This window comes from Rhizobium sp. KNZ2-6A, from assembly GCF_056755475.1.
The window spans coordinates 153,012-174,639 of sequence record NZ_JBNDIC010000006.1; the positions used below are offsets into that span (position 1 = coordinate 153,012).

22 protein-coding genes are annotated in these 21,628 nt (G+C 60.7%); 14 read left to right on the forward strand and 8 right to left on the reverse strand.

From position 1 onward, the window contains the following. Positions 1–26 precede the first annotated feature (26 nt). Positions 27–512: a MarR family winged helix-turn-helix transcriptional regulator gene (locus ACPYOP_RS06840; protein ID WP_481409634.1), complete on the forward strand. Its 486-nt coding sequence runs from the start codon at positions 27–29 to the stop codon at positions 510–512. Here the strand turns inward: ACPYOP_RS06840 and ACPYOP_RS06845 are convergent. Next, a complete protein-coding gene (locus tag ACPYOP_RS06845; protein WP_481409635.1) occupies positions 506–1,705 on the reverse strand; it encodes a low temperature requirement protein A in 1,200 nt (399 codons plus the stop codon). The two genes, ACPYOP_RS06840 and ACPYOP_RS06845, sit on opposite strands and share 7 nt — an antisense overlap. Before the next feature lie 34 nt (positions 1,706–1,739). Beyond that, entirely contained in the window at positions 1,740–2,114 is a 375-nt protein-coding gene (locus ACPYOP_RS06850; protein ID WP_481409636.1) for a gamma-butyrobetaine hydroxylase family protein, read from the reverse strand. Between the two features lie 193 nt (positions 2,115–2,307). Here ACPYOP_RS06850 and moaA point away from each other — a divergent pair, with 193 nt between their 5' ends. Both moaA and ACPYOP_RS06860 read left to right on the forward strand, forming a co-directional pair. After that, complete coding sequence (moaA, locus tag ACPYOP_RS06855; protein ID WP_481409682.1) at positions 2,308–3,297, forward strand: GTP 3',8-cyclase MoaA; 990 nt, start codon at positions 2,308–2,310, stop codon at positions 3,295–3,297. 21 nt (positions 3,298–3,318) lie between these two features. Continuing rightward, positions 3,319–4,071 (forward strand): MBL fold metallo-hydrolase, encoded by a 753-nt coding sequence (locus ACPYOP_RS06860; protein WP_481409637.1) that lies wholly within the window; start codon positions 3,319–3,321, stop codon positions 4,069–4,071. A gap of 205 nt (positions 4,072–4,276) precedes the next feature. Here ACPYOP_RS06860 and ACPYOP_RS06865 read toward each other — a convergent pair whose 3' ends face one another. Further along, positions 4,277–6,826, reverse strand: a complete 2,550-nt coding sequence (locus tag ACPYOP_RS06865) for a methyl-accepting chemotaxis protein (protein ID WP_481409638.1) — start codon at positions 6,824–6,826, stop codon at positions 4,277–4,279. 335 nt (positions 6,827–7,161) lie between these two features. Between ACPYOP_RS06865 and ACPYOP_RS06870 the strand changes: the two genes are divergently transcribed. The 3 genes from ACPYOP_RS06870 to mobB are packed head-to-tail and all read left to right on the forward strand — an operon-like array spanning position 7,162 to position 9,261. After that, complete coding sequence (locus ACPYOP_RS06870; protein ID WP_481409639.1) at positions 7,162–8,073, forward strand: DMT family transporter; 912 nt, start codon at positions 7,162–7,164, stop codon at positions 8,071–8,073. A gap of 10 nt (positions 8,074–8,083) precedes the next feature. After that, positions 8,084–8,734 carry a molybdenum cofactor guanylyltransferase MobA gene (mobA, locus tag ACPYOP_RS06875; RefSeq protein ID WP_481409640.1) on the forward strand — a complete coding sequence of 217 codons (651 nt, stop codon included), beginning with the start codon at positions 8,084–8,086 and terminating at the stop codon, positions 8,732–8,734. After that, positions 8,731–9,261 (forward strand): molybdopterin-guanine dinucleotide biosynthesis protein B, encoded by a 531-nt coding sequence (gene mobB / locus ACPYOP_RS06880; RefSeq protein WP_481409641.1) that lies wholly within the window; start codon positions 8,731–8,733, stop codon positions 9,259–9,261. The genes mobA and mobB overlap by 4 nt, the downstream gene beginning before the upstream one ends. Positions 9,262–9,310: 49 nt before the next feature. Here the strand turns inward: mobB and ACPYOP_RS06885 are convergent, their stop codons facing one another. Next, positions 9,311–11,800: an OmpA family protein gene (locus tag ACPYOP_RS06885; RefSeq protein ID WP_481409642.1), complete on the reverse strand. Its 2,490-nt coding sequence runs from the start codon at positions 11,798–11,800 to the stop codon at positions 9,311–9,313. 479 nt (positions 11,801–12,279) lie between these two features. Between ACPYOP_RS06885 and ACPYOP_RS06890 the strand changes: the two genes are divergently transcribed. The 4 genes from ACPYOP_RS06890 to ACPYOP_RS06905 all read left to right on the forward strand — a co-directional run bounded on the left by ACPYOP_RS06890 (position 12,280) and on the right by ACPYOP_RS06905 (position 15,265). Continuing rightward, entirely contained in the window at positions 12,280–13,062 is a 783-nt protein-coding gene (locus ACPYOP_RS06890; RefSeq protein WP_481409643.1) for a lysine/arginine/ornithine ABC transporter substrate-binding protein, read from the forward strand. A 118-nt stretch (positions 13,063–13,180) separates the two neighbouring features. Then, positions 13,181–13,984: an ABC transporter permease gene (locus tag ACPYOP_RS06895; protein WP_015340139.1), complete on the forward strand. Its 804-nt coding sequence runs from the start codon at positions 13,181–13,183 to the stop codon at positions 13,982–13,984. After that, a complete protein-coding gene (locus tag ACPYOP_RS06900) occupies positions 13,981–14,811 on the forward strand; it encodes an ABC transporter permease (RefSeq protein WP_481409644.1) in 831 nt (276 codons plus the stop codon). The genes ACPYOP_RS06895 and ACPYOP_RS06900 overlap by 4 nt, the downstream gene beginning before the upstream one ends. A 187-nt stretch (positions 14,812–14,998) precedes the next feature. Then, complete coding sequence (locus tag ACPYOP_RS06905; protein ID WP_120664213.1) at positions 14,999–15,265, forward strand: usg protein; 267 nt, start codon at positions 14,999–15,001, stop codon at positions 15,263–15,265. A gap of 33 nt (positions 15,266–15,298) precedes the next feature. Here ACPYOP_RS06905 and ACPYOP_RS06910 read toward each other — a convergent pair whose 3' ends face one another. Then, positions 15,299–16,024, reverse strand: a complete 726-nt coding sequence (locus ACPYOP_RS06910) for a DUF2270 domain-containing protein (protein ID WP_481409645.1) — start codon at positions 16,022–16,024, stop codon at positions 15,299–15,301. A gap of 147 nt (positions 16,025–16,171) precedes the next feature. On the opposite strand from ACPYOP_RS06910, the gene ACPYOP_RS06915 reads away from it, so the two are divergent. From ACPYOP_RS06915 to ACPYOP_RS06930, 4 genes are all read left to right on the forward strand, one after another. Continuing rightward, positions 16,172–16,996 (forward strand): methyltransferase domain-containing protein, encoded by an 825-nt coding sequence (locus ACPYOP_RS06915; protein ID WP_481409646.1) that lies wholly within the window; start codon positions 16,172–16,174, stop codon positions 16,994–16,996. A gap of 129 nt (positions 16,997–17,125) precedes the next feature. Beyond that, the gene (locus ACPYOP_RS06920; protein ID WP_481409647.1) at positions 17,126–17,818 is read left to right on the forward strand and encodes a glutathione S-transferase family protein; all 693 of its coding nucleotides are present in this window, start codon (positions 17,126–17,128) and stop codon (positions 17,816–17,818) included. Further along, positions 17,811–18,155 (forward strand): ArsR/SmtB family transcription factor, encoded by a 345-nt coding sequence (locus ACPYOP_RS06925; protein ID WP_481409648.1) that lies wholly within the window; start codon positions 17,811–17,813, stop codon positions 18,153–18,155. The genes ACPYOP_RS06920 and ACPYOP_RS06925 overlap by 8 nt, the downstream gene beginning before the upstream one ends. After that, a complete protein-coding gene (locus ACPYOP_RS06930) occupies positions 18,152–18,628 on the forward strand; it encodes an SRPBCC family protein (RefSeq protein ID WP_481409649.1) in 477 nt (158 codons plus the stop codon). Before ACPYOP_RS06925 ends, ACPYOP_RS06930 begins: the two co-directional genes overlap by 4 nt. Here the strand turns inward: ACPYOP_RS06930 and ACPYOP_RS06935 are convergent. The 3 genes from ACPYOP_RS06935 to ssuD form a co-directional block, all read right to left on the reverse strand. Then, on the reverse strand, positions 18,625–19,425 hold the full coding sequence (locus ACPYOP_RS06935; RefSeq protein ID WP_481409650.1) for an ATP-binding cassette domain-containing protein: 801 nt from the start codon (positions 19,423–19,425) through the stop codon (positions 18,625–18,627). The genes ACPYOP_RS06930 and ACPYOP_RS06935 overlap by 4 nt on opposite strands. Positions 19,426–19,435: 10 nt before the next feature. Further along, positions 19,436–20,272 (reverse strand): aliphatic sulfonate ABC transporter permease SsuC, encoded by an 837-nt coding sequence (ssuC, locus tag ACPYOP_RS06940; protein WP_481409651.1) that lies wholly within the window; start codon positions 20,270–20,272, stop codon positions 19,436–19,438. Positions 20,273–20,417: 145 nt separating this feature from the next. Then, positions 20,418–21,593: an FMNH2-dependent alkanesulfonate monooxygenase gene (ssuD, locus tag ACPYOP_RS06945; protein ID WP_481409652.1), complete on the reverse strand. Its 1,176-nt coding sequence runs from the start codon at positions 21,591–21,593 to the stop codon at positions 20,418–20,420. Between the last annotated feature and the right edge of the window lie 35 nt (positions 21,594–21,628).

Sequence of the window (21,628 nt, forward strand, 5' to 3'; positions counted from 1 at the left end):
TCAACTATGAACAATAAAGTACAACGATGAACAAAAATCAACCCCTTCCCTGGGACCATCCGCGTTTTCGAAGCTGGATCGCCGTCGCGCGCGCCTGCCAGCTGATGCAGCAATCGCTCGCACGGGCCTTGGTCCATCTCGACATCAAGCCGCCGCATCTCGACATTCTCGTCAACCTGTTCCGTTTCGAAGGGATTTCGCAGCAAGAACTCGCCCGCAAGCTGCTGGTCGGCCGCTCCAATATGAGCATGCTGCTGCCGCAGATGGAAAATCGCGGGCTGATCGAACGTCGCGGCGACAAGCAGGACAAGCGCGTGCTGCGCCTCTATCTGACCGAGGAAGGCCGGCGCGTCACGGGAGAAGCCATGACCATACAAACCGCCCTCATCGACCGAATGCTCTCAGACGCGCCGATCGAAGAATGCGAGGCCATCGCGGTGCATATGGAGCGGATCGTCGGCCTCCTGATAGAGGAAGAGCGCCAGCCGCTGGAGGCCGCCGGCGATCAGTGATCGCCGGTCGATCGCGCCGAGGGGACGACGCGGTTCAGAGACGCGAACTCCCAGATGGCCACGACGATGAGCACGGCCGTGGCGAGAATGCCGAGTTGGTAGACCACGACCATCGGCAGTGTGAGGAGCAGCAGCGCCAATCCGACGAGACCCGCTATATGCGACAGCGGCGGCCGGCCGGTGGTCGCACCCTTGAACCACAGATTCCCGATCAAAAACACGGCCGGGCCACCGAGGATGGCGGCAGCCGCGCGCAGATCGGCCGGCTCGTGCGGATGCGCGAACAGGAATTCGTCGCCGACAACGCTGAGGATGATGCCGGCGAGGATGGGAATATGCGCATAGGTAAACGCCTGACGGGCCAGGCTTCCCGGCGTATCGTCATGCTCGATGCGATGAGCCGCCCGTTCGTGGCCGAACTGAAAATAGATCCACCATAGGGCGACCGTACCGACGAAAGCGGTAATGAACACAGCGACGATCAGGGGCGTGACTGCTTGTTCGGAAAAGATCTTGCCCGCCTGCAGGACTGCCTCACCAAGGCAGATGATGATGAACAGCGCGCAGCGCTCAGCGATATGTGCGCCCGATACGTCCCAGTCCGCGGGGGTGGATTTGCCGAGGCCGGGCACCCGGAAGCCTAGCGCAGGCGCCGAATACTCGATGACGAGAGCGATCAGCCAGATTACGAGCCGTGTCTCGCCCTCCATCAGCGCGCCGGAAATCCAAAAGACGCCGGAAAGGACAAGCCAGCTGGTGATGCGCAGGAAATTGCGATGGTTGGCGGCACTCGCATTTTTGAGCGCATAGACTGTGAACAGCGAGCGCCCGACCTGCATGAAGACATAGGCGCCGGCAAAATAGATGGCTTTCTCGCCGAAAGCCTCGGGGATCGCGGCAGAGAGGATAAGCCCGGCGAACATGAGCGTGAACAGCATGATACGCACCGGCATGCGACCCGGATCGAGCCAGTTGGTGACCCAAGCCGTGAAAACCCAGACCCACCAGACCGCGAAGATCAGCATGACCGCTTCCAGCGCGCCGAGCGGCGTGAAATGCGCGCCCAGCGAATGCGCAAGCTGCGAAATCGAGAAAACAAACACCAGATCGAAAAACAGCTCGACGAAAGACACCTTGCTCTCGTTCTTGCTGCCCTTGGCGCGAAGCCAGTTTTCCCTACCCCCAAGGATCATGCCTACGCCCTTTTTTCCGTTGCTGGAGATTATGCTAGTGCGGCTTTCCCGCCGCATCGCGGCTGAGGCCCTTTTCCTTCAATTCGGCCTCATAAGCCGCGAAAAGCTCACTGCCCTTCTCGCCGAGTTCGCGCAGATAGGTCCAGGTGAAGATACCGGTGTCGTGCATGTCGTCGAAGCCGATGCGCACGGCGTAGTTGCCGGTCGGCGTCATGGACATGATGCCGACATTGCGCTTGCCTGGCACGGTGACTTTCTGCCCCGGCCCATGCCCCTGGACTTCGGCGGAAGGCGACAGCACCCGCAGCATTTCCGCCGGCAAATCGAAGCCCGCGCCATCGTCGAATGTCACTTTGAGGTGATGGCGGTCCTTCGAGACCCGCAATTCGGTCGGCCAAACGTCGCTCATCGATTTTTCCATGCCTTTCAGTGTCTTTTCGAGAATTAGGCCGCCGCTCGTTCACGCGCAAGTGTATTCGAGAAGCATTTTCCTTGACGCAACAATCGCCTATGCCCACATTAGAAGTCTAATGGAGGCATGAGTGAACAGCATCGTCGGCAGCATAGGCAACGCATCACCACTACAGGCGGATGCGGCCTCCATGATCGACCCTTTCGGGCGCGCTGTCACCTATCTGCGCGTTTCAGTCACGGATCGTTGCGATTTCCGCTGCACCTACTGCATGGCCGAGAACATGACCTTCCTGCCCAAGAAGGATCTCCTGACGCTCGAAGAACTCGACCGGCTCTGTTCCGCCTTCATCGCCAAGGGCGTGCGCAAGATCAGGCTCACCGGCGGCGAGCCCCTGGTGCGCAAGAACATCATGTTTCTGGTTCGCGAGCTCGGCAAGCATGTCCAAAACGGCGAGCTTGACGAACTGACCCTGACGACCAACGGATCGCAGCTCGCGCGCCACGCTGACGAACTCTACGACTGCGGCGTCCGGCGAATCAACGTCTCCCTCGATACGCTCGATCCCGACAAATTCCGAACCATCACGCGCTGGGGAGATTTCTCCAAGGTGATGGAAGGGATCGATGCCGCGCAAAAAGCCGGCCTGAAGATCAAGCTGAACGCCGTCGCGCTCAAGGACTTCAACGAAGAGGAAATTCCGGAGCTTCTGCGGTTTGCCCATGGTCGCGGCATGGACCTGACCGTTATCGAGACGATGCCCATGGGCGAGATCGATGAGGATCGCACCGACCAGTATCTGCCGCTTTCGCAGTTGCGCGCCGATCTGGAGCGTCAGTTCACCCTGACCGACATTCCCTACAAGACAGGCGGCCCTGCCCGCTATGTCGAAGTCACAGAGACCGGCGGCCGCCTCGGCTTCATCACGCCGATGACCCATAATTTCTGCGAGAGCTGCAATCGCGTGCGGCTCACCTGCACGGGCACGCTCTATATGTGCCTCGGGCAGAACGATGCGGCCGACCTGCGCACGGCGCTACGCGCGAGCGAGAGCGACGCGCTGCTCCATGCCGCAATCGACGAGGCGATTACCCGCAAGCCGAAGGGCCACGATTTCATCATCGACCGTACGCACAACCGACCGGCGGTCGCACGCCATATGAGCGTCACCGGCGGCTAAATCCCACCGAGAACATCAAATATGCAGCTTGAGCTTATTCGCAACGCGACGCTGAAGGTCACCTATGGCGGCCATATTCTGCTGATCGACCCCTACTTCGCGCCACGCCACAGTCTCCCGTCCTTTACTGGCCGTTCCCGCAACCCGATGACCGAATTGCCGCGCGCGATCGACGACATCCTTGAAGGAGTCGAGCTGGTGATCGTCTCGCATCTGCATACCGATCATTTCGATGCTGTGGCGAAAGAGCGCCTGCCGAAATCCCTGCCGATCCTCTGCCAGCCGGGCGACGAGCAGGAAATCCGCGAGGCCGGTTTCGCGGATGTCACGCCCCTTTCCCAATCGACCGTATGGCAGGGAGTGACGATCACGCCGCGGCAAGGCAGCCATGGCGTTGGGCCGGTCGTGGAGAAAATGGGGCTCGTCATCGGCTTCACCCTCGAGGCCGATGGCGAACCCACCGTCTACTGGGCAGGCGACACGGTGCTCTATCCCCCGGTCGTGGAAACGATCCGCCAGGTCTCGCCTGACATCATCATCACGCATTCCTGCGGCGCGCGCTGGGACGGGGATCTGATCGTCATGGACGACAACCAGACGCTCGAAGTCAGCCGCCTCGCACCGCAAGCGACTGTCGTCGCAACCCACATGGAAGCGCTTGATCACGCAACCGTAACGCGCCACGATCTGCGCCGGAGTGCAGATGCCGCCGGCCTCGATCCGTCACTGCTGCTGATCCCAGCCGACGGCGATATGCTGCATCTCGGCCGCTGACTCGCCTGCAATTCAACGAAGGCCATAAAGCGCCTGAATCGAAAAGCGCCGGACCATGAGCCCGGCGCTTTAACTCCCTATATTGCTTCGATCGACGCAGCTCTAAAGCATTTCCAGGAAAAGTGCGCAGCGGTTTTCCGTCCGGAATGCGTTGAGAAATAAGAAGATAGAGCGTTTTCGTGATTCGAAGAAAAGCGAAAACGCTCTAGGCGGCGCGATAGCGCGTATCGATATTGCCATAGTCAGCATATTCCGCCTCGCCCTCGCCGGTCCGGAAGCGATCGATCTTTTCGGAGAGCATATCGACGCGTTGGCGCAGGCCATGGATCTCGGCATTGTTTTCCTCGACCATGGCCGCGTTCCGCTGCGTAATGAGCTCCACCTCAGACACCGCGCGGGTGACTTCCTCGATACCGGTCGATTGCTCGGTGGTCGCCGACGAAATATCGGCAACCAGCCTCTGGACGCCGGTGACGTGGTTGATGATGTCAGTCAGCGCAGCACCTGTCTGCTCGACCAGATGAACGCCGTTCTGCACCTGGGCGGAGCTTGCCGAAATCAGGCCCTTGATCTCCTTCGCCGCATTGGCGCAGCGCTGCGCCAGCTCGCGCACTTCCTGCGCCACCACGGCAAAGCCACGGCCCGCTTCACCGGCACGGGCTGCCTCGACGCCGGCATTCAACGCCAGGAGATTGGTCTGGAAGGCGATCTCGTCGATGACGCCGATGATCGTGGCGATTTTCTCCGACGACCGATTGATCTCGCTCATGGCGCCCACAGCCTTGGCGACGACCTCCCCGGATTGGGTCGCATAGGCCTGCGTCTCGTTGACCGATGTCGCCGTCTGCCGCGCACGATCGGCCGTCGAGCGCACCACGTCGCTGAGGCGGTGCAGAGCGCGCGAGCTTTCCTCGAGAGCGGCCGCCTGCTGCTCGGTACGCCGCGCCAGATCGTCGGCTGACATGGCGAGATTGCCGGTACCGCCCTTGATTTCCTCGGCCGTGTAGCGAACGTCCGTCAGGGTTTCGCGCAGCGCCTCGATTGCATGATTGTAGGTGAAGGCCATTTCCACAAAATCGGCGGAAAGATCTTCGCGCATGCCCTCTTCCAGATTGCCGTCGGCAAGCTTGGCAAGAACATCCGCCAGCGCATTGAGCGCCTGCTTCTGCTCGGCCTCGATGCGGGCGCGTTCAGCGGCGCGGCGGGACGATTCCTCGGCGGAAAGCGCACGCGCGCTCTCCGCTTCCCGCTCCAATCGGACATTCTCGAGCGCAGCATCGCGGAAGACGCTGACGGAACGCACCATGTCGCCGATCTCGTCGCCGCGATTGCGCCCGTCGATCGACACTTCCAGATCGCCGCTTGCAAGGCGTGTCATGATTTCGGTCACGCGCTTCAACGGACCGCGCAGGGTTTCCACCAGCATCAGGCCGCCGACGATCGCGAGCAGCGTGCCGACGATCATGGCGATGACCGAGACATTGGCGGAACGCTCGCTGTCTTCCTTTCCGAGTTCCTGCGCCTGGGCGACGAAGCCGCGCAACGAGGTCATGGCGTCGGCAAGCAGGCCGTTCGACTGAACACGCGTCGTCTTCCAGTCGGCTGCGGTCTGAAGCAGATCGGCCGACCCGTTGGTCAGGCTGTCGATCAGCGGCTTCATGTGAGCGGAAAAATCGCGCATCGTGGCGTTGGTCTGGCCGAGCTCCGAGATTCTGGGTGCAACGGCCTGCAGGTCCTTGAGGTCGGCAAGCACCGGGTCGCGCGAGGCTGCGTCGCGGACATTTTCCATGCGGGACGCATGCAGCGCCAGGCGATCGACCATGCCGAGCGCCTGGTCGACATGGTCCAAAAGCTCCTTCTGGCCATCAATGATCTTGTCCAGGCTGACGAAGCGATCGGCCGCGGTGTCGCTGTTCTTAGCCGATTGCAGGGTCATCTCGCCTTCGATCTTCACGAAGCTCTGCAGGATCGGCCCCATCGCCTCGACCTTCTGATCGGACGTGTCTGAACCCTTCAGTACCGCATCAAGCTTGTCGGCGGCATCGGAAGCGCTCGCGACGAGAGCGGCGCCGCGCTTGGATACGAGAGCCTTTGAAACCTTCACCTGCTTCAGAATGGCATCGGTATAGGTGCGCGCGTCTGAAATCTCTTCGGTGGAATCGGCAGCCATCTGCACCTGGATGCGCAGGTTGCTCATCTTCTCCGACAGGCCCTTATAGGCGGCGGCATCATAAAGCAGTTCCTTGGCGAAGGTTTCCTTGTCGCTGAAATCCTTGCGGATGATGTCGATCTGTTTGCCGGCCGCCTTGGCCGTCGCCTCGATGTTTTGCACCGCCTTCCGGATGGCATCGACATCGCCATCCTGCTTCTGCCTGATAGCCCAGAGCGTTGCCTGCTGCGTGCGCATCTTGGCGGCAAGCTCACTGACCGGAACGATCTTGGCGCGCTGATCGTCGCTCAGCAATCCGCTCAGCCGATGCACGCCCTGCTCCTGGGCATCGATCTTCGCCGTAAGCGCCTGGCGCGTCTCTTCCGAAGGCGAAGCGGTGAACTCCTGCAGGGCGGCCTGCAGGTTCTCGAAGTCGCTGATGTTTTCGATCGTCGCACGCGTCACGGTCATATGGCCGTTCAGAATATTGGCCGTGTGATAGCCGGCCAGACCGACCCCGGCGATGAGGACCACCAGAGGCACCACAAAAATAAGGACCTTGGTGACGATCCGACGGCCTTGCAGAAGACGATCAATGAAAAACATGCGGCGCCTCAACTGGATTATAAAAATATCCGGCGAAGGCGGGATCGTCATTCCTGCTGCGCTGCGGTAGGTGCTTCTGCCTCATGCAAAACCGCAGCGAGCGTCGGAAAATAAGATTGAATAAGAATTAATCGGCCGCCTAAAAGCCGTTGTATCGGCAAAAAATCTGCAACCGCTGTATCATTCTACGACCACGGGCCCAAAAAGCTGCCTTTCATATGCAACGATTCTACCGCAGCGCACAATCGAATTCGGCCATGGCAAACGGACAATCGATTCCAATTTGCGGAAAACGACGCTAATCCAGAGGTAGATATCGGGGACTCATCTTTCTCATGCGACTGACCAAGAATACGCAGGGCGCGCTCTTCATGGCGGCATCCATGGCCGCCTTCTGCTGCGGCGATGCGCTGTCCAAAACGGTTATCGCCACGATGAATGCCGGCGAGATCATCTTCATCCGCGGCCTGTTCACCAGCTTTTTCGTCTATCTGCTGGCTCGCAAAATGGGCTCCCTGCGCTCCTGGAAGGTCATACTGCAGCCGATGATCGCACTGCGCATCGCCTGTGAGGCAATCGCCGCGGCAACCTACATCACCGCTCTCGGGATGATGCCTATCGCCAATGCTGCCGCCATCCAGCAGGCGGTGCCGCTGGCGGTCACGCTGGGCGCGATGATCTTTCTCAAGGAGCCCGTGGGATGGAGGCGGTGGACGGCGATAGGTGTCGGCTTCATGGGCGTGCTGATCATCATCCGGCCCGGTCCGGAGGGCTTCACCACGGCTGCCTTGCTCGTCATCGCCTGCATGTTTGCGACCGCCGCCCGCGATCTGGCGACGCGCTGCATCGATAAGGAGGTGCCATCGCTGATGATCACCCTCTGCACCGCAATTTCCATATCTATCTTCGGCGCCTTGTGCATCGTTCCCTTCGGGGGATGGCAGCCGGTGAGCACGACGTCGCTGATGCAGATCCTGCTGGCTTCCGTTCTCGTGCTGATCGGTTATCAGGCGGTGATCCTGGCGATGCGCACCGGCGAAATCTCTTTCGTCGCACCGTTCCGCTATCTGAGCCTCATCTGGTCTGCCTTGCTCGGTTTGATTATCTTCAACGAAGTGCCGGACGGCTGGTCAATCTTCGGCGCGGCGATTGTCATCGCTTCCGGCATCTATACCTTCTATCGGGAAAGCAAACGACGCGGTGTCGATCCCGTCGCGCAGGAATCAGAACCGCGCGTCCCGGCCTGAGGTCTCGACCATGTCCAGTTTCATAGCGAATGCAGGGGATATTCCGGTCGTCCTTCTTGCCGGAGGCCGATCGAGCCGCATGGGCGCGAACAAAGCCTTTGCTCTGCTCGGTGGCGAAAGCCTGATCAGCCGCATCTCATCACGGATCGCGCGGCGGCAAAGCAAGCCGATCGCCTTGAACGCGGACGCCGATTGGCCCGATACCACGGGGATGCGGCTGGTTCCGGACAAAATCCCCGGCAAACTCGGCCCCCTCGCCGGCGTGCTTGCCGGGATGCAGGACACGGCACGCAGCTATCCGCAGGCTTCGCATGTCGCCACGATCCCCATAGACAGCCCCTTCTTCCCGCTCGACCTCATCGCGCGGCTCGCCCATGCTGTCGAAGACCCCGATGAGATTGCGATTGCCGCATCCCTCGGACAGGACCATCCGGTTTTCGGCCTCTGGCCGGTTTCTGCCGCTACAGATCTGGAAACATGGATCGTTTCGGACGAGAAACGGCGCGTCAGGGATTTTCTCGCGCGGCACAGGGTCCGGCGAGTGGAATTTCCTGTGGTCGAAACGCGGATCGGTCCGCTCGACCCTTTCTTCAACATCAATACGCCCGCGGAGCTGCTCGAAGCGGAGACATGGCTGGCAGCATTGGAAAGCGCATCATGACCAAATCCCGACCTAAGATTTTCGGCATTGCCGGCTGGAAGAACTCCGGCAAGACCGGCCTTGCCGTACGCCTGGTGACGGAATTCACCCAGCGGGGCTATCGGATTTCAACGATCAAGCATGCGCATCATGATTTCGATATCGACAAGGTCGGCGCCGACAGTTTCCGGCATCGCGAAGCGGGCGCGCATGAAGTCACCATCGTTTCCGGCACCCGCTATGCCATCATGCATGAATTGCGCGGCGACCCGGAGCCGAGCTTCGAAGAAATACTGGCGCGCCTTGCCCCCTGCGATCTCGTGTTGATCGAGGGCTACAAGCGCGAGCCCATTCCTAAAATCGAAGCCCGCCGCCTGGAAGCCGTCAAACGCGAGCCGCTTGCTCCGCAGGATCCTCATATCGTCGCCATCGCCGCCGATCATTCGGTGGAAGACGCCGGCTCGCTCTCCGTTTTCGATCTCGACGACACGCTTGCGATCGCCGATTTCATCGCCGCTATCGTCGGCCTCGGCAAGCCGGCAAAATAAAGGGCCGCCGGTTTCCCGGCGGCCCCTCAGCGAAAATATAAGCTAAGGCTTACCGATTGGAGGCAACCGGGCGCACTAGCGGCGTGATGCGGCGGATGGTGACGCGGCGGTTTTCCTGCGACGGTCCAAGCGTATTCACCTTGAGATATTGCTCGCCATAACCCTGGGTGACCAGGTTCGCTGCCGGAATGCCATAGACGTCAGTCAGAACATTGGCGACAGATTCCGCGCGACGGTCAGAGAGGATCAGGTTGCTCTCCGCCGTGCCCACGGCATCCGTATGACCCTCGATCAGGAAGGTTTCGGTCGGATCGCGCTTGATGATCTTCGATATGCCGTCAGCCACGCCGCGCAGCGTGCTGGCCTGGGTCATCGGAATATCGGCGCTGCCCGTTGCGAAGGTGATCGTATCGAGGTCGATACGACGGATCTTGTCACGGATACGTGCCGAATAGCGGACTTCATTGACCGAATAGATGCGCTCGACCGGCTCGACCGGCGGTTCGCGCAGGAAGTCGTAGTAGTCCGCATCACGGTTCGACGCCGTGTCGATGATGTACTGGCTCAGGGGAATGAGCAGGCGCATCGGCGGCAGATCGTCGCCCGGGTCGCGGAAGTAATCGTCATTGTCAGGCCGATCTTCCAGTTCCGGCGAGTAGAACAGCACATATTCGCGGCCGCTGGCGTCGATACGCGAGCGCTGGACGATGTCGCCATAGCGATTGCGGATCGTCACGACGCGATCGCCATCGGGCTGATCGATCGTTTCGCGATAGCGGTCTCGCTGTAGTTGTTCATAGACCGGCCGCTCGCCGCCGCGGACGAAGCGCTCGGTATCGTCATGACGGACGACATAGGTGTTGTCGACATTCACGACCGTGCGATTGTCCTGATTGATGATGGTCTGGAACGTCGTTCCCTGCGGCGAGGCAAAATCCGGTCGGCGATCGATCCGGCGGCCCTGTTCGCTGGTCACGGCTTCCATCTTGATCGGCGGCTGCGGCTGACCGCCCGCCGCCGCGCGCTGCGCCTCGGCGTCGGAGGTCGGCGGCTTGGTGTAAGCCGCTGGCGGCTGCTGGGCCGGAGCGTTCTGCTGGACCTGGCCGGCCTGTCCAGCGCTGCCCTGGGCGCCCGGCGCGGCAGGATTCTGACCTTTGTTCAGATGCTCGCCCCGACGAACCGCATCCTTCTGGCTGTCCAGAACCGCGCTGCCGTTTTCCACGGGCAGGATAACGGGACCATTGGCGGAAGCCGGGTTTTCCGCGATCTTCTTGCGGCGTTCCAGCTCCTGCGGCGAGACCTGCTCGGCCGGTGGCAGCTGGATTTCGCCGGCCTTCTGGCCGTTGCCATTGGCGGGTGCGGGCGCTGCATTGCCCTGAGCCGGTGCCTCGGCGCCGTTCGCCGGCTGCTGCTTGCCGGGCTGCGGCGCTGCTTGGTTCCCAGGCGTCTGTGTGCCGGGCTGAGCTTGGGCGGGCTGTCCCTGCGGCTCGCCATTTTGGGCCGGCTGCTGCGGATTGACGCCGGGCTGCTCACCCTGCTGCTGGTTTTGCGGCTGCTTGCCGTGCATCTTGTCGCCGCCCTGCTTCTGCCCCTGCTGGGTGCCTGGCGTTACCGCCGTTCCGGGCTGAGCTTCAGGCTGGGCCTGTGTCCCGGGCTGCGCCTCTGTTTCCGGCTGAGCCTTGTGACCCTGCGAGGGTTCGCCCGCGGGCGCCGGCTGCTGTTCTACCGGCTGCTTCGCCGGATTTCCGGCCTGGCCCTGCTGCTTGGGATGAGCGTTTTGCTCCGGCTGTGCCTGCTTTCCAGGCTGGGCTTCCTGGCTCTGCGGCTGCTGGGCGGCGGGAGCCTCCTTCTGCGCCGGCGCCGGCTGCTCCTTCAAGGCGGGCTTGGCCTTCGGCTGCACTTCCTCGGCCGGCTGCTGCTGCTTGACCTTCGGCTGCGGAGCCTCGGCCGGTTGCTCTGCCTCGGGCTGCTTCACCTTCGGCTTGGGCTGCTTGATTTCCGGCTCCGCTTCAGGGGCCACGGCCTTCGGCTGCGGCTTGGCTTCGGGCTGAGCTTCCTCCGCCGGCTGCTGGCGCTGCTTCTTCGGCTCCGGCTGGGCCTCTGCGGCCGGCTGACGCTGAGGCTTCGGCTGCTCCTGCTCGGCGGGCTGCTGATGCTGCGCCTTCGGCGGCTGGGCTTCCGGCTGCTCTTTCGGCGCCTTCCGCTGTGGCTCGGCCTCAGGCGCGGCCTGCTTCATCTGATGTTGCTGCTGTCCACCGCCCTGCTCTGCCGGTTCGCCATGATGCTTTTGGCCCTGCGGCTCACCTTCACCGCCCTCGGCGGGCTTCTTGCGCTTGAGCTGTGGCTCTTCTTCCGACTGACCGGCCGGAGCCTCCTGCTGCGCAACTTCGAAACTCGAGTTGGCGGCAGCCGCGATACCGTTGTTTAGCGGCGCGACGGGCTGTCCGCGAAACGCCGCAGCCGCCGCCGGCTCGAATGCGAGCGACAGCGAGAGCAGCGGAAACGCGGCGCTGGCAAATAGTCTGGATCGCTTTCCCATATGGGGTCTCCTCTTATGATCTTTGTCCGCCGAATTGCGAATCTCAGCAGGCATGCCGATGCCTCAAGATCCCGGCCGATTTTCGGTTCTGATGAGGCTGAATCGCGGCAGGCCACTATATGTTCCCGAACTATTAGGTGGCCGTAATTAACCCTGGCTGAATGCGCCGGACGGCTTACGTTCAGAATTCTCCCCAGGGCATGATGCCGAAAAATGTGAGGGGATTTCAGACGACATCATGCTCTACCTATTTGTTTCCAGCGCAGATTCGGATTTCGCTCGTTTCGACCTAAAATCATCGGGTGCTGGCGCATTCGTATTGCCGCACGATCGCGCTGCAACATCATCCTCGTAATTCCAGTTGCAATTTTCGAAAAAAAAGTACGAATATCGCCGCAAGGCGGGCCACCGGCCCGCTCCACTCGAGCCGTCTGCCAAAAACAATAATGAGCTGCCGGCCACCAACAGAGAGGGTCAATATGCGCATCTCCACTCGTCTTCTTGCCGCCGCGTCCTTCGCCGCAATGTCGCTCGTCGCCGGTGCGGCGCTTGCTGACGGCGACACGATCGTCTTCGGCACGGACGCGACCTACCCGCCTTTCGAATCGCTTGACGCCGGCGGCAAATTCACCGGCTTCGACATCGATATAACCAATGCGCTTTGCGATCAGATGAAGGTCAAGTGCACCTTCGTGAACCAGGATTTCGACGGTATCATTCCGGCCCTGCAGGCCAAGAAGTTCGACGCGATCATCTCGTCCATGTCGATCACGCCCGAGCGCGAGAAGATCGTCGACTTCACCAACAAGATTTACAACACGCCGCCGGCAATCGCCGTTCCGAAGGACTCCACCCTCAAGGATACCTCCGACGAAGCTCTGAAGGGCAAGACGATTGGCGCCCAGTCCTCCACGACGCACGCCAACTACGCGTCCGCCCACCTGAAGGATGCCGAGCTGAAGCTCTATCCGTCGGCTGACGAATACAAGCTCGACCTCAGCAACGGCCGTATCGATGCCGCCATCGACGACGTCGTCGTGCTGTCCGAATGGGTGAAGTCCGATGCAGGCAATTGCTGCAAGATGCTCGGCACGCTGAAAAGCGACCCGGTCATCAACGGCGTCGGTGCGGGCATCGCCATCCGCAAGGGCGATGCGGCCCTCAAGGATAAGCTGAACGCCGCGATCGCCGCGATCCGCGCTGACGGCACCTACAAGAAGATCCAGGACAAGTATTTCGATTTCGACGTCTACGGCGATTGATCGCCCGTCGATTCCCTGGGAAAAGACGACGGCGGAAGCTTGCCCTTCCGCCGTTTTTGTTTGACAACGAGATGAATATAAGCAGAAACGCGGCAAAAGCCGCTAGGGGAAATATGGCATGAGCGGATTGTTTTCCGCCCTTGGTTCCTTGTGGACCTGGTTGAGTACGATTTTTGACCCATTGTGTGGTCCGGCCGGACTGTTCACTCTGTTCGGCCAAAATACGATGCTCGCCTGTGGCGACACGGGATGGGGCGACGAGCTAGCCGGTGGCTTGAAGATCACCATCGCCGTCTCGGTCCTGACGCTGCCGCTCGGCATCGTCATCGGCTTCTTCGTCGCGCTCGCGCAGCAATCGGAAGAGAAATCGCTGAGGCTCGCCGCTGGTGTCTTCACGACGATTTTCCGTGGCCTGCCGGAGCTGTTGACGCTCTTCATCATCTACTATGGCATGCAGATCCTCTTGCAGTCCGTGCTCGCCAAATTCGGCTATGACGGACCCGTTGAGATCAACGCCTTCGCGGCTGGCATGGTGGCGCTGGCAATCGTCTTTTCCGCCTATTGTTCGGAAGTCCTCCTCTCTGCCTTCAAAGCCATTCCCAAAGGTCAATATGAGGCAGGCGATGCACTTGGATTTCATCGGGCGCGAACCATGCGGCTTATCATCGTGCCGCAACTCGTGCGTATTTCCCTGCCAAATCTCGGGAACCTCTGGATGAACCTGCTGAAGGATACGTCTTACGTGTCCATCATCGGCCTTGCCGATATCATCAGGCAGACGGGGATTGCCGTCCGCGCCACCAAGGCGCCCTTCACCTTCTATTCCATCGCCTGCCTGTTTTATCTGACACTGGCCGTCATCTCTTCCGTCGGCCTCTTCTATCTCGATCGATGGGCTAAACGCGCGGAGGTCCATCGATGAGCCATGCCGAAGTTCTGATCGCCGCGCAGCCGGCACCGCCGAAGACGGTCACGAAGCTGTCCAAGGCGCGCATCGCCGGTTATTTTTTTCTGACCCTCTGGGCCATTCTCGGTATTTCGCTGCTGGCAATGATTATAAGCGGGTGGGATGTCGACAAGCTCGCAACCTACGGACCGCGGCTGCTGCACGGTCTCTGGATCACGGTAAAGCTGGTCACCATCTCCTTCATCCTCGGTGCGATCCTATCGATCCCGCTGGCCTTTGCCCGCATGTCGAGCAACAAGATCCTGAGCACGTTGACCTACTGCTACGTCTATCTGTTTCGCGGCACGCCGCTGCTGGCGCAGATATTCATGGTCTATTACGGCTTTCCGAGCTTCCGCTGGTTCTTCGAGGATATCGGCCTCTGGTGGTTCTTCAAGGACCCCTTCTATTGCGGCGTCTTCGCCATGACGCTGAACACGGCAGCCTATCAGACGGAAATCGTCCGCGGCGCCATCCAGAGCGTACCGAAGGGCCAGAGGGAAGCGGCAAATGCCCTCGGCATCCACACCTGGATCGCCTTCCGCAAGATCATCATTCCCCAGGCGCTCATCGTAGCGCTGCGCCCCTACGGCAACGAAATCATTCTCTTGATCAAGAGCTCGGCCACGGTCTCCATCATCACGGTCTACGACTTGATGGGCGAGACGCGCTATGCGTTTTCGCGCACCTATGATTACCAGATCTATCTCTGGGCGGCGATCTTCTACCTGGTGATCGTCGAGTTCATGCGCAACGGCTGGGCGCGGATGGAAGGCCGGCTGACCCGGCACCTCAAGCGCTGATTTCAAAAAGGCGGCGCGCAAGGCGCCGCTTTTGGCAGCACTCAGCTAGCATCGCTGCTAAACGATTGATTTATAGAAATAATTTTCTTTCGTGACAGGTTTGTAAAGCTTGAGTTTACCATCGACTGTTTCCATATTTCTGTGACCATGAGTCGCAAAGAAAAACGGGAACGGAAAGAGAAAGCTCATGCACGAAGACATGCAAAAGCAGCTGCAGGGTTATGGATTGACGACGGCGCAGATCTTCTACCGCCTGCCCGACCATCCGCAGTTTCTGCAGACCTATATCTGGCAGGACTATGACCTCGCCCCGAACTTCCCCGAAATGCACGGCTTCCTGAAATTCTGGCAGGAAAAGCTGGATGGGCCGCTGCATTCCGTGCGCTACGTCCACCGCAAACTGATTTCGGCAACCGAATGGCGGGCGGTGAAGGGGGAATTCATCCTCCACTAATGCGGCCAGCTCACGCCGGCCGCCGTGGCGCTGTCAGACATGCGCCTCGCCATGGATGAAATCTCCGTCATCCGAGCCGCGATGGAGCGTGCCGTAAAGGACGAATGCATAGAAGGCCGCGACGAGGATGAGGACTATCCAGCCGGGGATCGGTCCGAGCGCCGCATTGTCGGTGATATAGCTCCATGAATGCGGCTGCTCCTGCGCCAGGCCCTCCGTCTGGAGCCTTGGCGTCGAAATCTTCAGGATCCATGCCAGGACCAGGATTCCATACATCCAGCAATAATTGCGCCGCAACCGCCGCTGCGCTGCCTCGGCATAGCTGACCAGCAGCCGAGGCGAACGCAGGCTGGCGGCGACCGACAGCGCCCAATCGGGATTAAGGTCCGTTTGCGGCGCCAGGATCTGCGCGAAATAGTGCCGCTCCAATTGCCGCACCCGCGAGCGGTACACATCGAAGAAGCGATATCGCCGCGCCTCGATCAGCAACAGCAGCGTGATCAGCATCATTCCGAACAGCAACACGCCGTGATGTGACGTCGGCGTCGAAAGCGATACGGACAGTAATGCCGCAACCACCGTGATCGCCCAATTCGACGTCCGGTCGATGCGATCGCGCCAGCTCGTCATCCTCCCCAATTCGCCGCGATAGTAGTGGGTCAACGTATTGGTGACTTCAGCCGACGTCGACGGCAAGGAGGGACGGCCGCGCTCTGCCGGGCTGCTCGTCGTGTTCGGTGTGGTGAGTTCATTATCCATGATTTTTTCCTCCCTTATTCTTCTGTTCGGATAGCGTCCCCCAAAGTCGCCTTCGCCGAAGGTTATATTCTGCGCCTGCGCGGCAAGCATTGCAAAAGCCGATCAAGCGCCTTAATGCCTGCGTGACAAAAGGAAGGGCCTGTCACCATGGCAAAGAAGAAGATCGACGAAGACGCGCTGGCGGAAGCCTATAACCGGGCGTTGGCGCTGGAGAAGGCGGGCGACATCGACGCTGCGGTTCAGGCCTATGAGCACGTGCTGGCGCTCGACCCGGAGGATCATGGCGGCGCAGCCGTTCGCATCGCTTCCATGGGTCGCGGCGAGACACCGGTGAAGGCTCCGGACGCCTATGTCGAGACCCTGTTCGATCAGCATGCCGAAGTTTTCGAAGACGTGCTGGTGGAGCAGCTCGGCTACCATGTTCCGGTTCTCGTGCGCCAGCGCCTGCAGGCACTCGGCCTCGGCCCTTTCAAGCGTATGCTCGACCTCGGCTGCGGCACGGGCCTTACGGGGGGCACGCTGCGCGATATCGTCGAGGATATCACCGGCCTCGATATCTCGGAGAACATGGTCGAAGTCGCCCATGAAAAGGATATCTACGAAACGCTCTTCGTTGCCGAAGTCGAGGATTTCCTCGACGACAACGATGAAGACGCTTTCGATCTGATCACCGCGACCGATGTCCTGCCCTATCTCGGTGCGCTGGAACCCCTCTTCTTCGGCGCGGTGGAAAACATGACGCCGGGCGGCCTTTTCATCTTCTCCTCCGAGACGTTGCCGGAAGCGACCTTGGCCGGACGCTCTTATATGGTCGGCCCGCATCAGCGTTTCGCCCATTCCGAAGCCTATGTGCGCGAACGACTGACCGCGACCGGCTTCGAACTCGTCGAAATCACCGACATTAACGTCCGAACGGAAGACGGCCGGCCGACGCCGGGCCATCTGGTCATCGCCCGCCGTCTCGCTGACTGAGCCTGCAAACGTCACCCGGAAAATACTTACCCAAATGGATAAGTATTCCCTTGCACGACAATCCGAGAGCTGATACTTAGCCATTCAGTTAAGTATCAGCTCGAATTCCGGTTTCGGAAAGGTCGTCGCATGTCCCTTATCCTCTACCAGCATCCCCTCGCCTCGTTCTGCCATAAGGTGCTGATGGCGCTCTATGAAAACGGCACGCCGTTCGAAAGCCGCATCATCGATCTCGGCAATGAGGAATCGCGAGCTTCACTGGTACGCCTCTGGCCTCTCGCCAAGTTTCCGGTGCTGCGCGACGAAGCGCTCGACAGCACCGTCCCCGAAACCAGCATCATCATCGAATATCTGGATCGGCACTACCCCGGCGCAACGCCACTATTGCCGGCAGATCCGTCGGATGCCCTGTGTGTGCGGCTTTGGGATCGCTTCTTCGATCTCTATGTTCAGGACCCGATGCAGAGGATCGTCGCGGACGTTCTCCGGGCTGAAAAGGACCGGAGCCCGCAGAGCGTGTCGGAAGCCCAATCCCTGCTGCGCACTGCCTACGGAATGATCGAGAAGCAGCTGGACGGGAAGATCTGGATCACCGGCGACAGCCTGACCATGGCCGATTGCGCCGCTGCCCCGGCTCTGTTCTACGCCGAAATCGTCGTTCCCTTCGCCGAAGAGCATAGCCGACTGAAGGCATATTATCGACGCCTCCTCGAGCGCCCATCCTTCGCCCGCGTTCTCCAGGAAGCCATGCCCTATTTCCACATGTATCCCTATAGCGAGAAGCTGCCGCCACAATTCCGGCCGGAAAAGCCGAATGCTTGAGGAACCGCAGGCGCTCGACCGCATGTTCCAGGCCCTTTCCGATCCGAGCCGGCGCGGCATGATCGACCGGCTCGGATACGGATCTGCATCCGTTACGGAACTGGCACAGCCTCTGGACATGGCGCTGCCGACCGTGATGAAACATCTGCAGGTGCTGGAGGCAAGCGGCCTAGTGCTATCGGAAAAGGCCGGTCGGGTGCGTACCTATCATCTTCGCAAGGAGGCGCTTGCCTCCGTCGAGCGATGGATTGCCGAGCGCAAGGCATCCTGGAACAAGGCCTTCGATCGGCTCGACATATTTCTGGCAGACACATCGACGGAGACGACGGACGAATGAGCGAACGATCGACAGAGCATGCGACCATCACCATAGAGCGCCACTTCAAGGCGCCGCTGTCGCGTGTCTTCAACGCCTGGGCGATCCCCGAGCAGAAGCAGCAGTGGTTTGCCTGCAATGGCGACTGGACACAGCTGGATTTCCAGCTCGATTTCCGCACCGGCGGCAGCGAAAGCAATCGGACCGCCTCGACGGATGGCGTCGTGCATGCCTATCAGGCGCGCTACATCGACGTCATCCCGAACGAGCGCTTCATCTATGCCTTCGACATGATGCTCGACGACCTCAGAATTTCCGTCTCGCTCGCGACGGTCAATTTTGCCTCGGAGCCCGGCGGCACGAAGATGACCTTTACCGAACAGGTCGTGTTCCTCGATGGCTACAGCGACAACGGCTCGCGACTGATGGGCACGGAAATCGGCTTCGACAACCTCAGGCTCTATGTCGAGGCGGACGACGCCAAGCCGAATTAGCTCCGCGCATCACCGAGAATTGCAGCCAAAAGCTGGCCTTCGAGCTCGGCCAGCGCCGGATTGCCGTGGCGCCGCGGATGCGGATGGGGAACGGCGAGATCGAGCACGATCCTGCCTTCGTCCAGGACGACAACGCGATCGGCCAGATGCACGGCTTCGCTGACGTCATGCGTCACCAGCACGGCGGTAAAACCGAGTTCGCGCCAAACGCGATTCAGCAATTCCTGCATGCTGATGCGCGTCAGGGCATCTAGCGCGCCGAGCGGTTCATCGAGCGCGAGGATACCGGGCTTGCTGACGAGCGCGCGGGCGAGCGCCACACGCTGCTTCTGTCCGCCGGAAAGGCTGGAGGGCCATTCACCGGCCTTTTCGGCAAGCTGTACCTCGGAGAGAACCGCAGCCGTTTCCTTCCTCGATACATCCTGGGGCACGCCCTCGCCCAGGCCGACGGCGACATTGTCGGCAACCGAAAGCCAGGGCAACAGGCGCGGTTCCTGAAAGACGATGCGCGTATTGGCTTGCGCTTCGTCGCGACCGGCGGCCTCGAAGCGCAGATGACCCGCGCTCGGCTCTTCCAATCCCATCAGGATGCGAAGCAGCGTGCTCTTGCCGCAGCCGCTCTTGCCGACGACGGCAACGAACTGGCCGGCGGGAATATCGAGATCGATACCGCGCAGGACGCGATTGTGTCCGAAACTCTTCTCCAGACCCTTGATGTGGATGGCGGCAGCGCCCGCAACTTGCGGAGCCGCATTTGCCGCGCCGGATTGAGGGCGATCGAGTTCAATAATGCTCATGGCAGGCTCCTCAATTCCGATAGGCCGGGTTCCAGCGCAGCGCTCTGCGCTCGATCGTTCGCGCGACGACATCGGCAAGCTTGCCGAGAATGGCGTAAATCACCAGCGTCAGAACGACGACATCGGTCATGCCGAATTCGCGGGCATTGTTTGCCATGTAGCCGATGCCCGACGATGCCGCGATCGATTCCGCCACGATCAGCGTCAGCCACATGATACCGAGAGCAAAACGCAGCCCGACGAGGATGGAGGGAAGCGCGCCGGGAAAGATGACCTTCCGGAACAGCGTCCAGTTACTCATGCCGTAGACCCGCCCCATCTCGATCAGCCCACGGTCGACATTGCGCACGCCGTGATAGGTGTTGAGATAGATCGGGAAGAGCACACCGAGCGCTGTCAGGAACAGCTTCGATTCCTCGCCGATCCCGAACCAGAGAATGACGAGCGGCACCATGGCGAGGTGCGGAATGGTGCGCAGCATCTGCAGCGTCGTATCGGTCAATTGCTCCGAGAGCCGCGACACACCATTGGCGATGCCGAGCAGGAAGCCGATCGAGCCGCCGACCAACAGACCTGCGAAAGCGCGGCCGGCGCTGACGAGGATATTATTCGGCAGCTGACCAGAGATCGTGGTCTGCCAGAAGGCAATCACGACAGCCGCAGGCGACGGCATGATGCGAGTGGAGATCCATCCAAACGACGAGGCGAGCTGCCACGCCGTGATGACGGCAACTGGCAGCAGGAAGGGCAGGAATCCCTGGAACGAGATGGCTTGCCGCGCGGCCTTGGTCGGGCGCGTGCGGCGTTCAGAGCCCACGCGTGCGAAGGATGTGTCGAAAGCCGACATGGGGATCTCCCTCTTTAGCTGGTTAGCTGGCGTTAGAGCATGATGCCGAAAATTGTGCGCGGTTTTCGGACGACATCATGCTCTACTTGTTTGATTCTAGGGCGGATTCAGATTTTAGGTCGACTCGACCTAAAATCATCCGGCCCTAGGAGCCCGAAACGACTTTCAGATTGCCGCCGTGGCTGCCGCCCGCAAAGATCTGCTTCGCACCGAATTCGTTGCGGAAACCGGCGCGCTGCTGCCCCTGGCTCAGGCCGAGCTCCGGGAACAGAAGCTCCGCCACGCGATAGGCTTCCTCCAGATGCGGATAGCCGGAGCCGATGACAGTTTCGATGCCGAGTTCCTGGTATTCCCGCAGTCTCGCAGCCACGGTCTTCGGCGATCCAACAAGTGCCGTGCCTGCACCGGCACGCACCAGCCCGACGCCGGCCCAGAGATTCGGCGACACTTCGAGCTTGTCTCGCCGGCCGCCATGCAGGGCCGCCATGCGCTTCTGCCCGACGGAGTCGGACTGCGTGACGAACTGCTCCTGCGCCTCGCGGATCGTCTCGTCGTCGAGCTTGGAAATCAGCTTGTCGGCCGCAGCCCAGGCCTCCTCATCCGTTTCGCGGACGATGAAATGCAGGCGAATGCCGAAGCTGACCTCGCGCCCGCGCGTGGCGGCTGCTGCCCGCACCTTCTCGATCTTTTCGGCAACCTGCGCCGGCGGCTCGCCCCAGGTCAGATATTTGTCGACGCGGCCGACGGAGAATTCGATGCCGGCATCCGAGGAACCGCCGAAATAGAGCGGCGGGCGCGGCGATTGCACCGGCGGCAGGCCGAGCTTTGCGTTGGTGGCCGTAATATACTTGCCCTTGAAGGTGGAAGAGCCCGTTTCCAGCAGTTCCTCCCAGACATGGAAGAACTCGTCCGCATGGGCGTAGCGTTCGTCATGCTCCAGGTGAATGCCGTCGCCAGCCAGTTCGGCAGGGCTGCCGCCAACCACGATGTTGAGCAGCACGCGGCCGTTCGAGACGCGATCGAGCGTCGAGGCAAGGCGCGCATAATAGGCCGGAGACGCCGTACCGGGGCGGATCGCGACCAGGAATTTCAGCTTCTGCGTATGCGCCGAAAGTGCGGCGGCCGTCACGAAAGACTCTTCGCAGGAGACGCCTGTCGGCAGCAATACGCCGGTAAAACCGAGCCGGTCGACAGCCTGCGCGATCTGCTGGAGATAGCCGATCTCCGGTCCGCGGTTGAGATCGGCCGTGCCAAGATAGGTGCCGTCACCGGAGGTCGGAATGAACCAGAGGAAATCGATGGGTTTTGCTGTCGCGGTCATGAAGCTTTCCTGCTTTCTGGATGCGCGTGGTCGGG

Bases quoted from the DNA above. Each gene is read 5' to 3' on its own strand.
- ACPYOP_RS06840 (WP_481409634.1), top strand. From the start codon at position 27: ATGAACAAAAATCAACCCCTTCCCTGGGACCATCCGCGTTTTCGAAGC.
- ACPYOP_RS06845 (WP_481409635.1), bottom strand. From the start codon at position 1,705: ATGATCCTTGGGGGTAGGGAAAACTGGCTTCGCGCCAAGGGCAGCAAG.
- ACPYOP_RS06850 (WP_481409636.1), bottom strand. From the start codon at position 2,114: ATGAGCGACGTTTGGCCGACCGAATTGCGGGTCTCGAAGGACCGCCAT.
- moaA (WP_481409682.1), top strand. From the start codon at position 2,308: ATGATCGACCCTTTCGGGCGCGCTGTCACCTATCTGCGCGTTTCAGTC.
- ACPYOP_RS06860 (WP_481409637.1), top strand. From the start codon at position 3,319: ATGCAGCTTGAGCTTATTCGCAACGCGACGCTGAAGGTCACCTATGGC.
- ACPYOP_RS06865 (WP_481409638.1), bottom strand. From the start codon at position 6,826: ATGTTTTTCATTGATCGTCTTCTGCAAGGCCGTCGGATCGTCACCAAG.
- ACPYOP_RS06870 (WP_481409639.1), top strand. From the start codon at position 7,162: ATGCGACTGACCAAGAATACGCAGGGCGCGCTCTTCATGGCGGCATCC.
- mobA (WP_481409640.1), top strand. From the start codon at position 8,084: ATGTCCAGTTTCATAGCGAATGCAGGGGATATTCCGGTCGTCCTTCTT.
- mobB (WP_481409641.1), top strand. From the start codon at position 8,731: ATGACCAAATCCCGACCTAAGATTTTCGGCATTGCCGGCTGGAAGAAC.
- ACPYOP_RS06885 (WP_481409642.1), bottom strand. From the start codon at position 11,800: ATGGGAAAGCGATCCAGACTATTTGCCAGCGCCGCGTTTCCGCTGCTC.
- ACPYOP_RS06890 (WP_481409643.1), top strand. From the start codon at position 12,280: ATGCGCATCTCCACTCGTCTTCTTGCCGCCGCGTCCTTCGCCGCAATG.
- ACPYOP_RS06895 (WP_015340139.1), top strand. From the start codon at position 13,181: ATGAGCGGATTGTTTTCCGCCCTTGGTTCCTTGTGGACCTGGTTGAGT.
- ACPYOP_RS06900 (WP_481409644.1), top strand. From the start codon at position 13,981: ATGAGCCATGCCGAAGTTCTGATCGCCGCGCAGCCGGCACCGCCGAAG.
- ACPYOP_RS06905 (WP_120664213.1), top strand. From the start codon at position 14,999: ATGCACGAAGACATGCAAAAGCAGCTGCAGGGTTATGGATTGACGACG.
- ACPYOP_RS06910 (WP_481409645.1), bottom strand. From the start codon at position 16,024: ATGGATAATGAACTCACCACACCGAACACGACGAGCAGCCCGGCAGAG.
- ACPYOP_RS06915 (WP_481409646.1), top strand. From the start codon at position 16,172: ATGGCAAAGAAGAAGATCGACGAAGACGCGCTGGCGGAAGCCTATAAC.
- ACPYOP_RS06920 (WP_481409647.1), top strand. From the start codon at position 17,126: ATGTCCCTTATCCTCTACCAGCATCCCCTCGCCTCGTTCTGCCATAAG.
- ACPYOP_RS06925 (WP_481409648.1), top strand. From the start codon at position 17,811: ATGCTTGAGGAACCGCAGGCGCTCGACCGCATGTTCCAGGCCCTTTCC.
- ACPYOP_RS06930 (WP_481409649.1), top strand. From the start codon at position 18,152: ATGAGCGAACGATCGACAGAGCATGCGACCATCACCATAGAGCGCCAC.
- ACPYOP_RS06935 (WP_481409650.1), bottom strand. From the start codon at position 19,425: ATGAGCATTATTGAACTCGATCGCCCTCAATCCGGCGCGGCAAATGCG.
- ssuC (WP_481409651.1), bottom strand. From the start codon at position 20,272: ATGTCGGCTTTCGACACATCCTTCGCACGCGTGGGCTCTGAACGCCGC.
- ssuD (WP_481409652.1), bottom strand. From the start codon at position 21,593: ATGACCGCGACAGCAAAACCCATCGATTTCCTCTGGTTCATTCCGACC.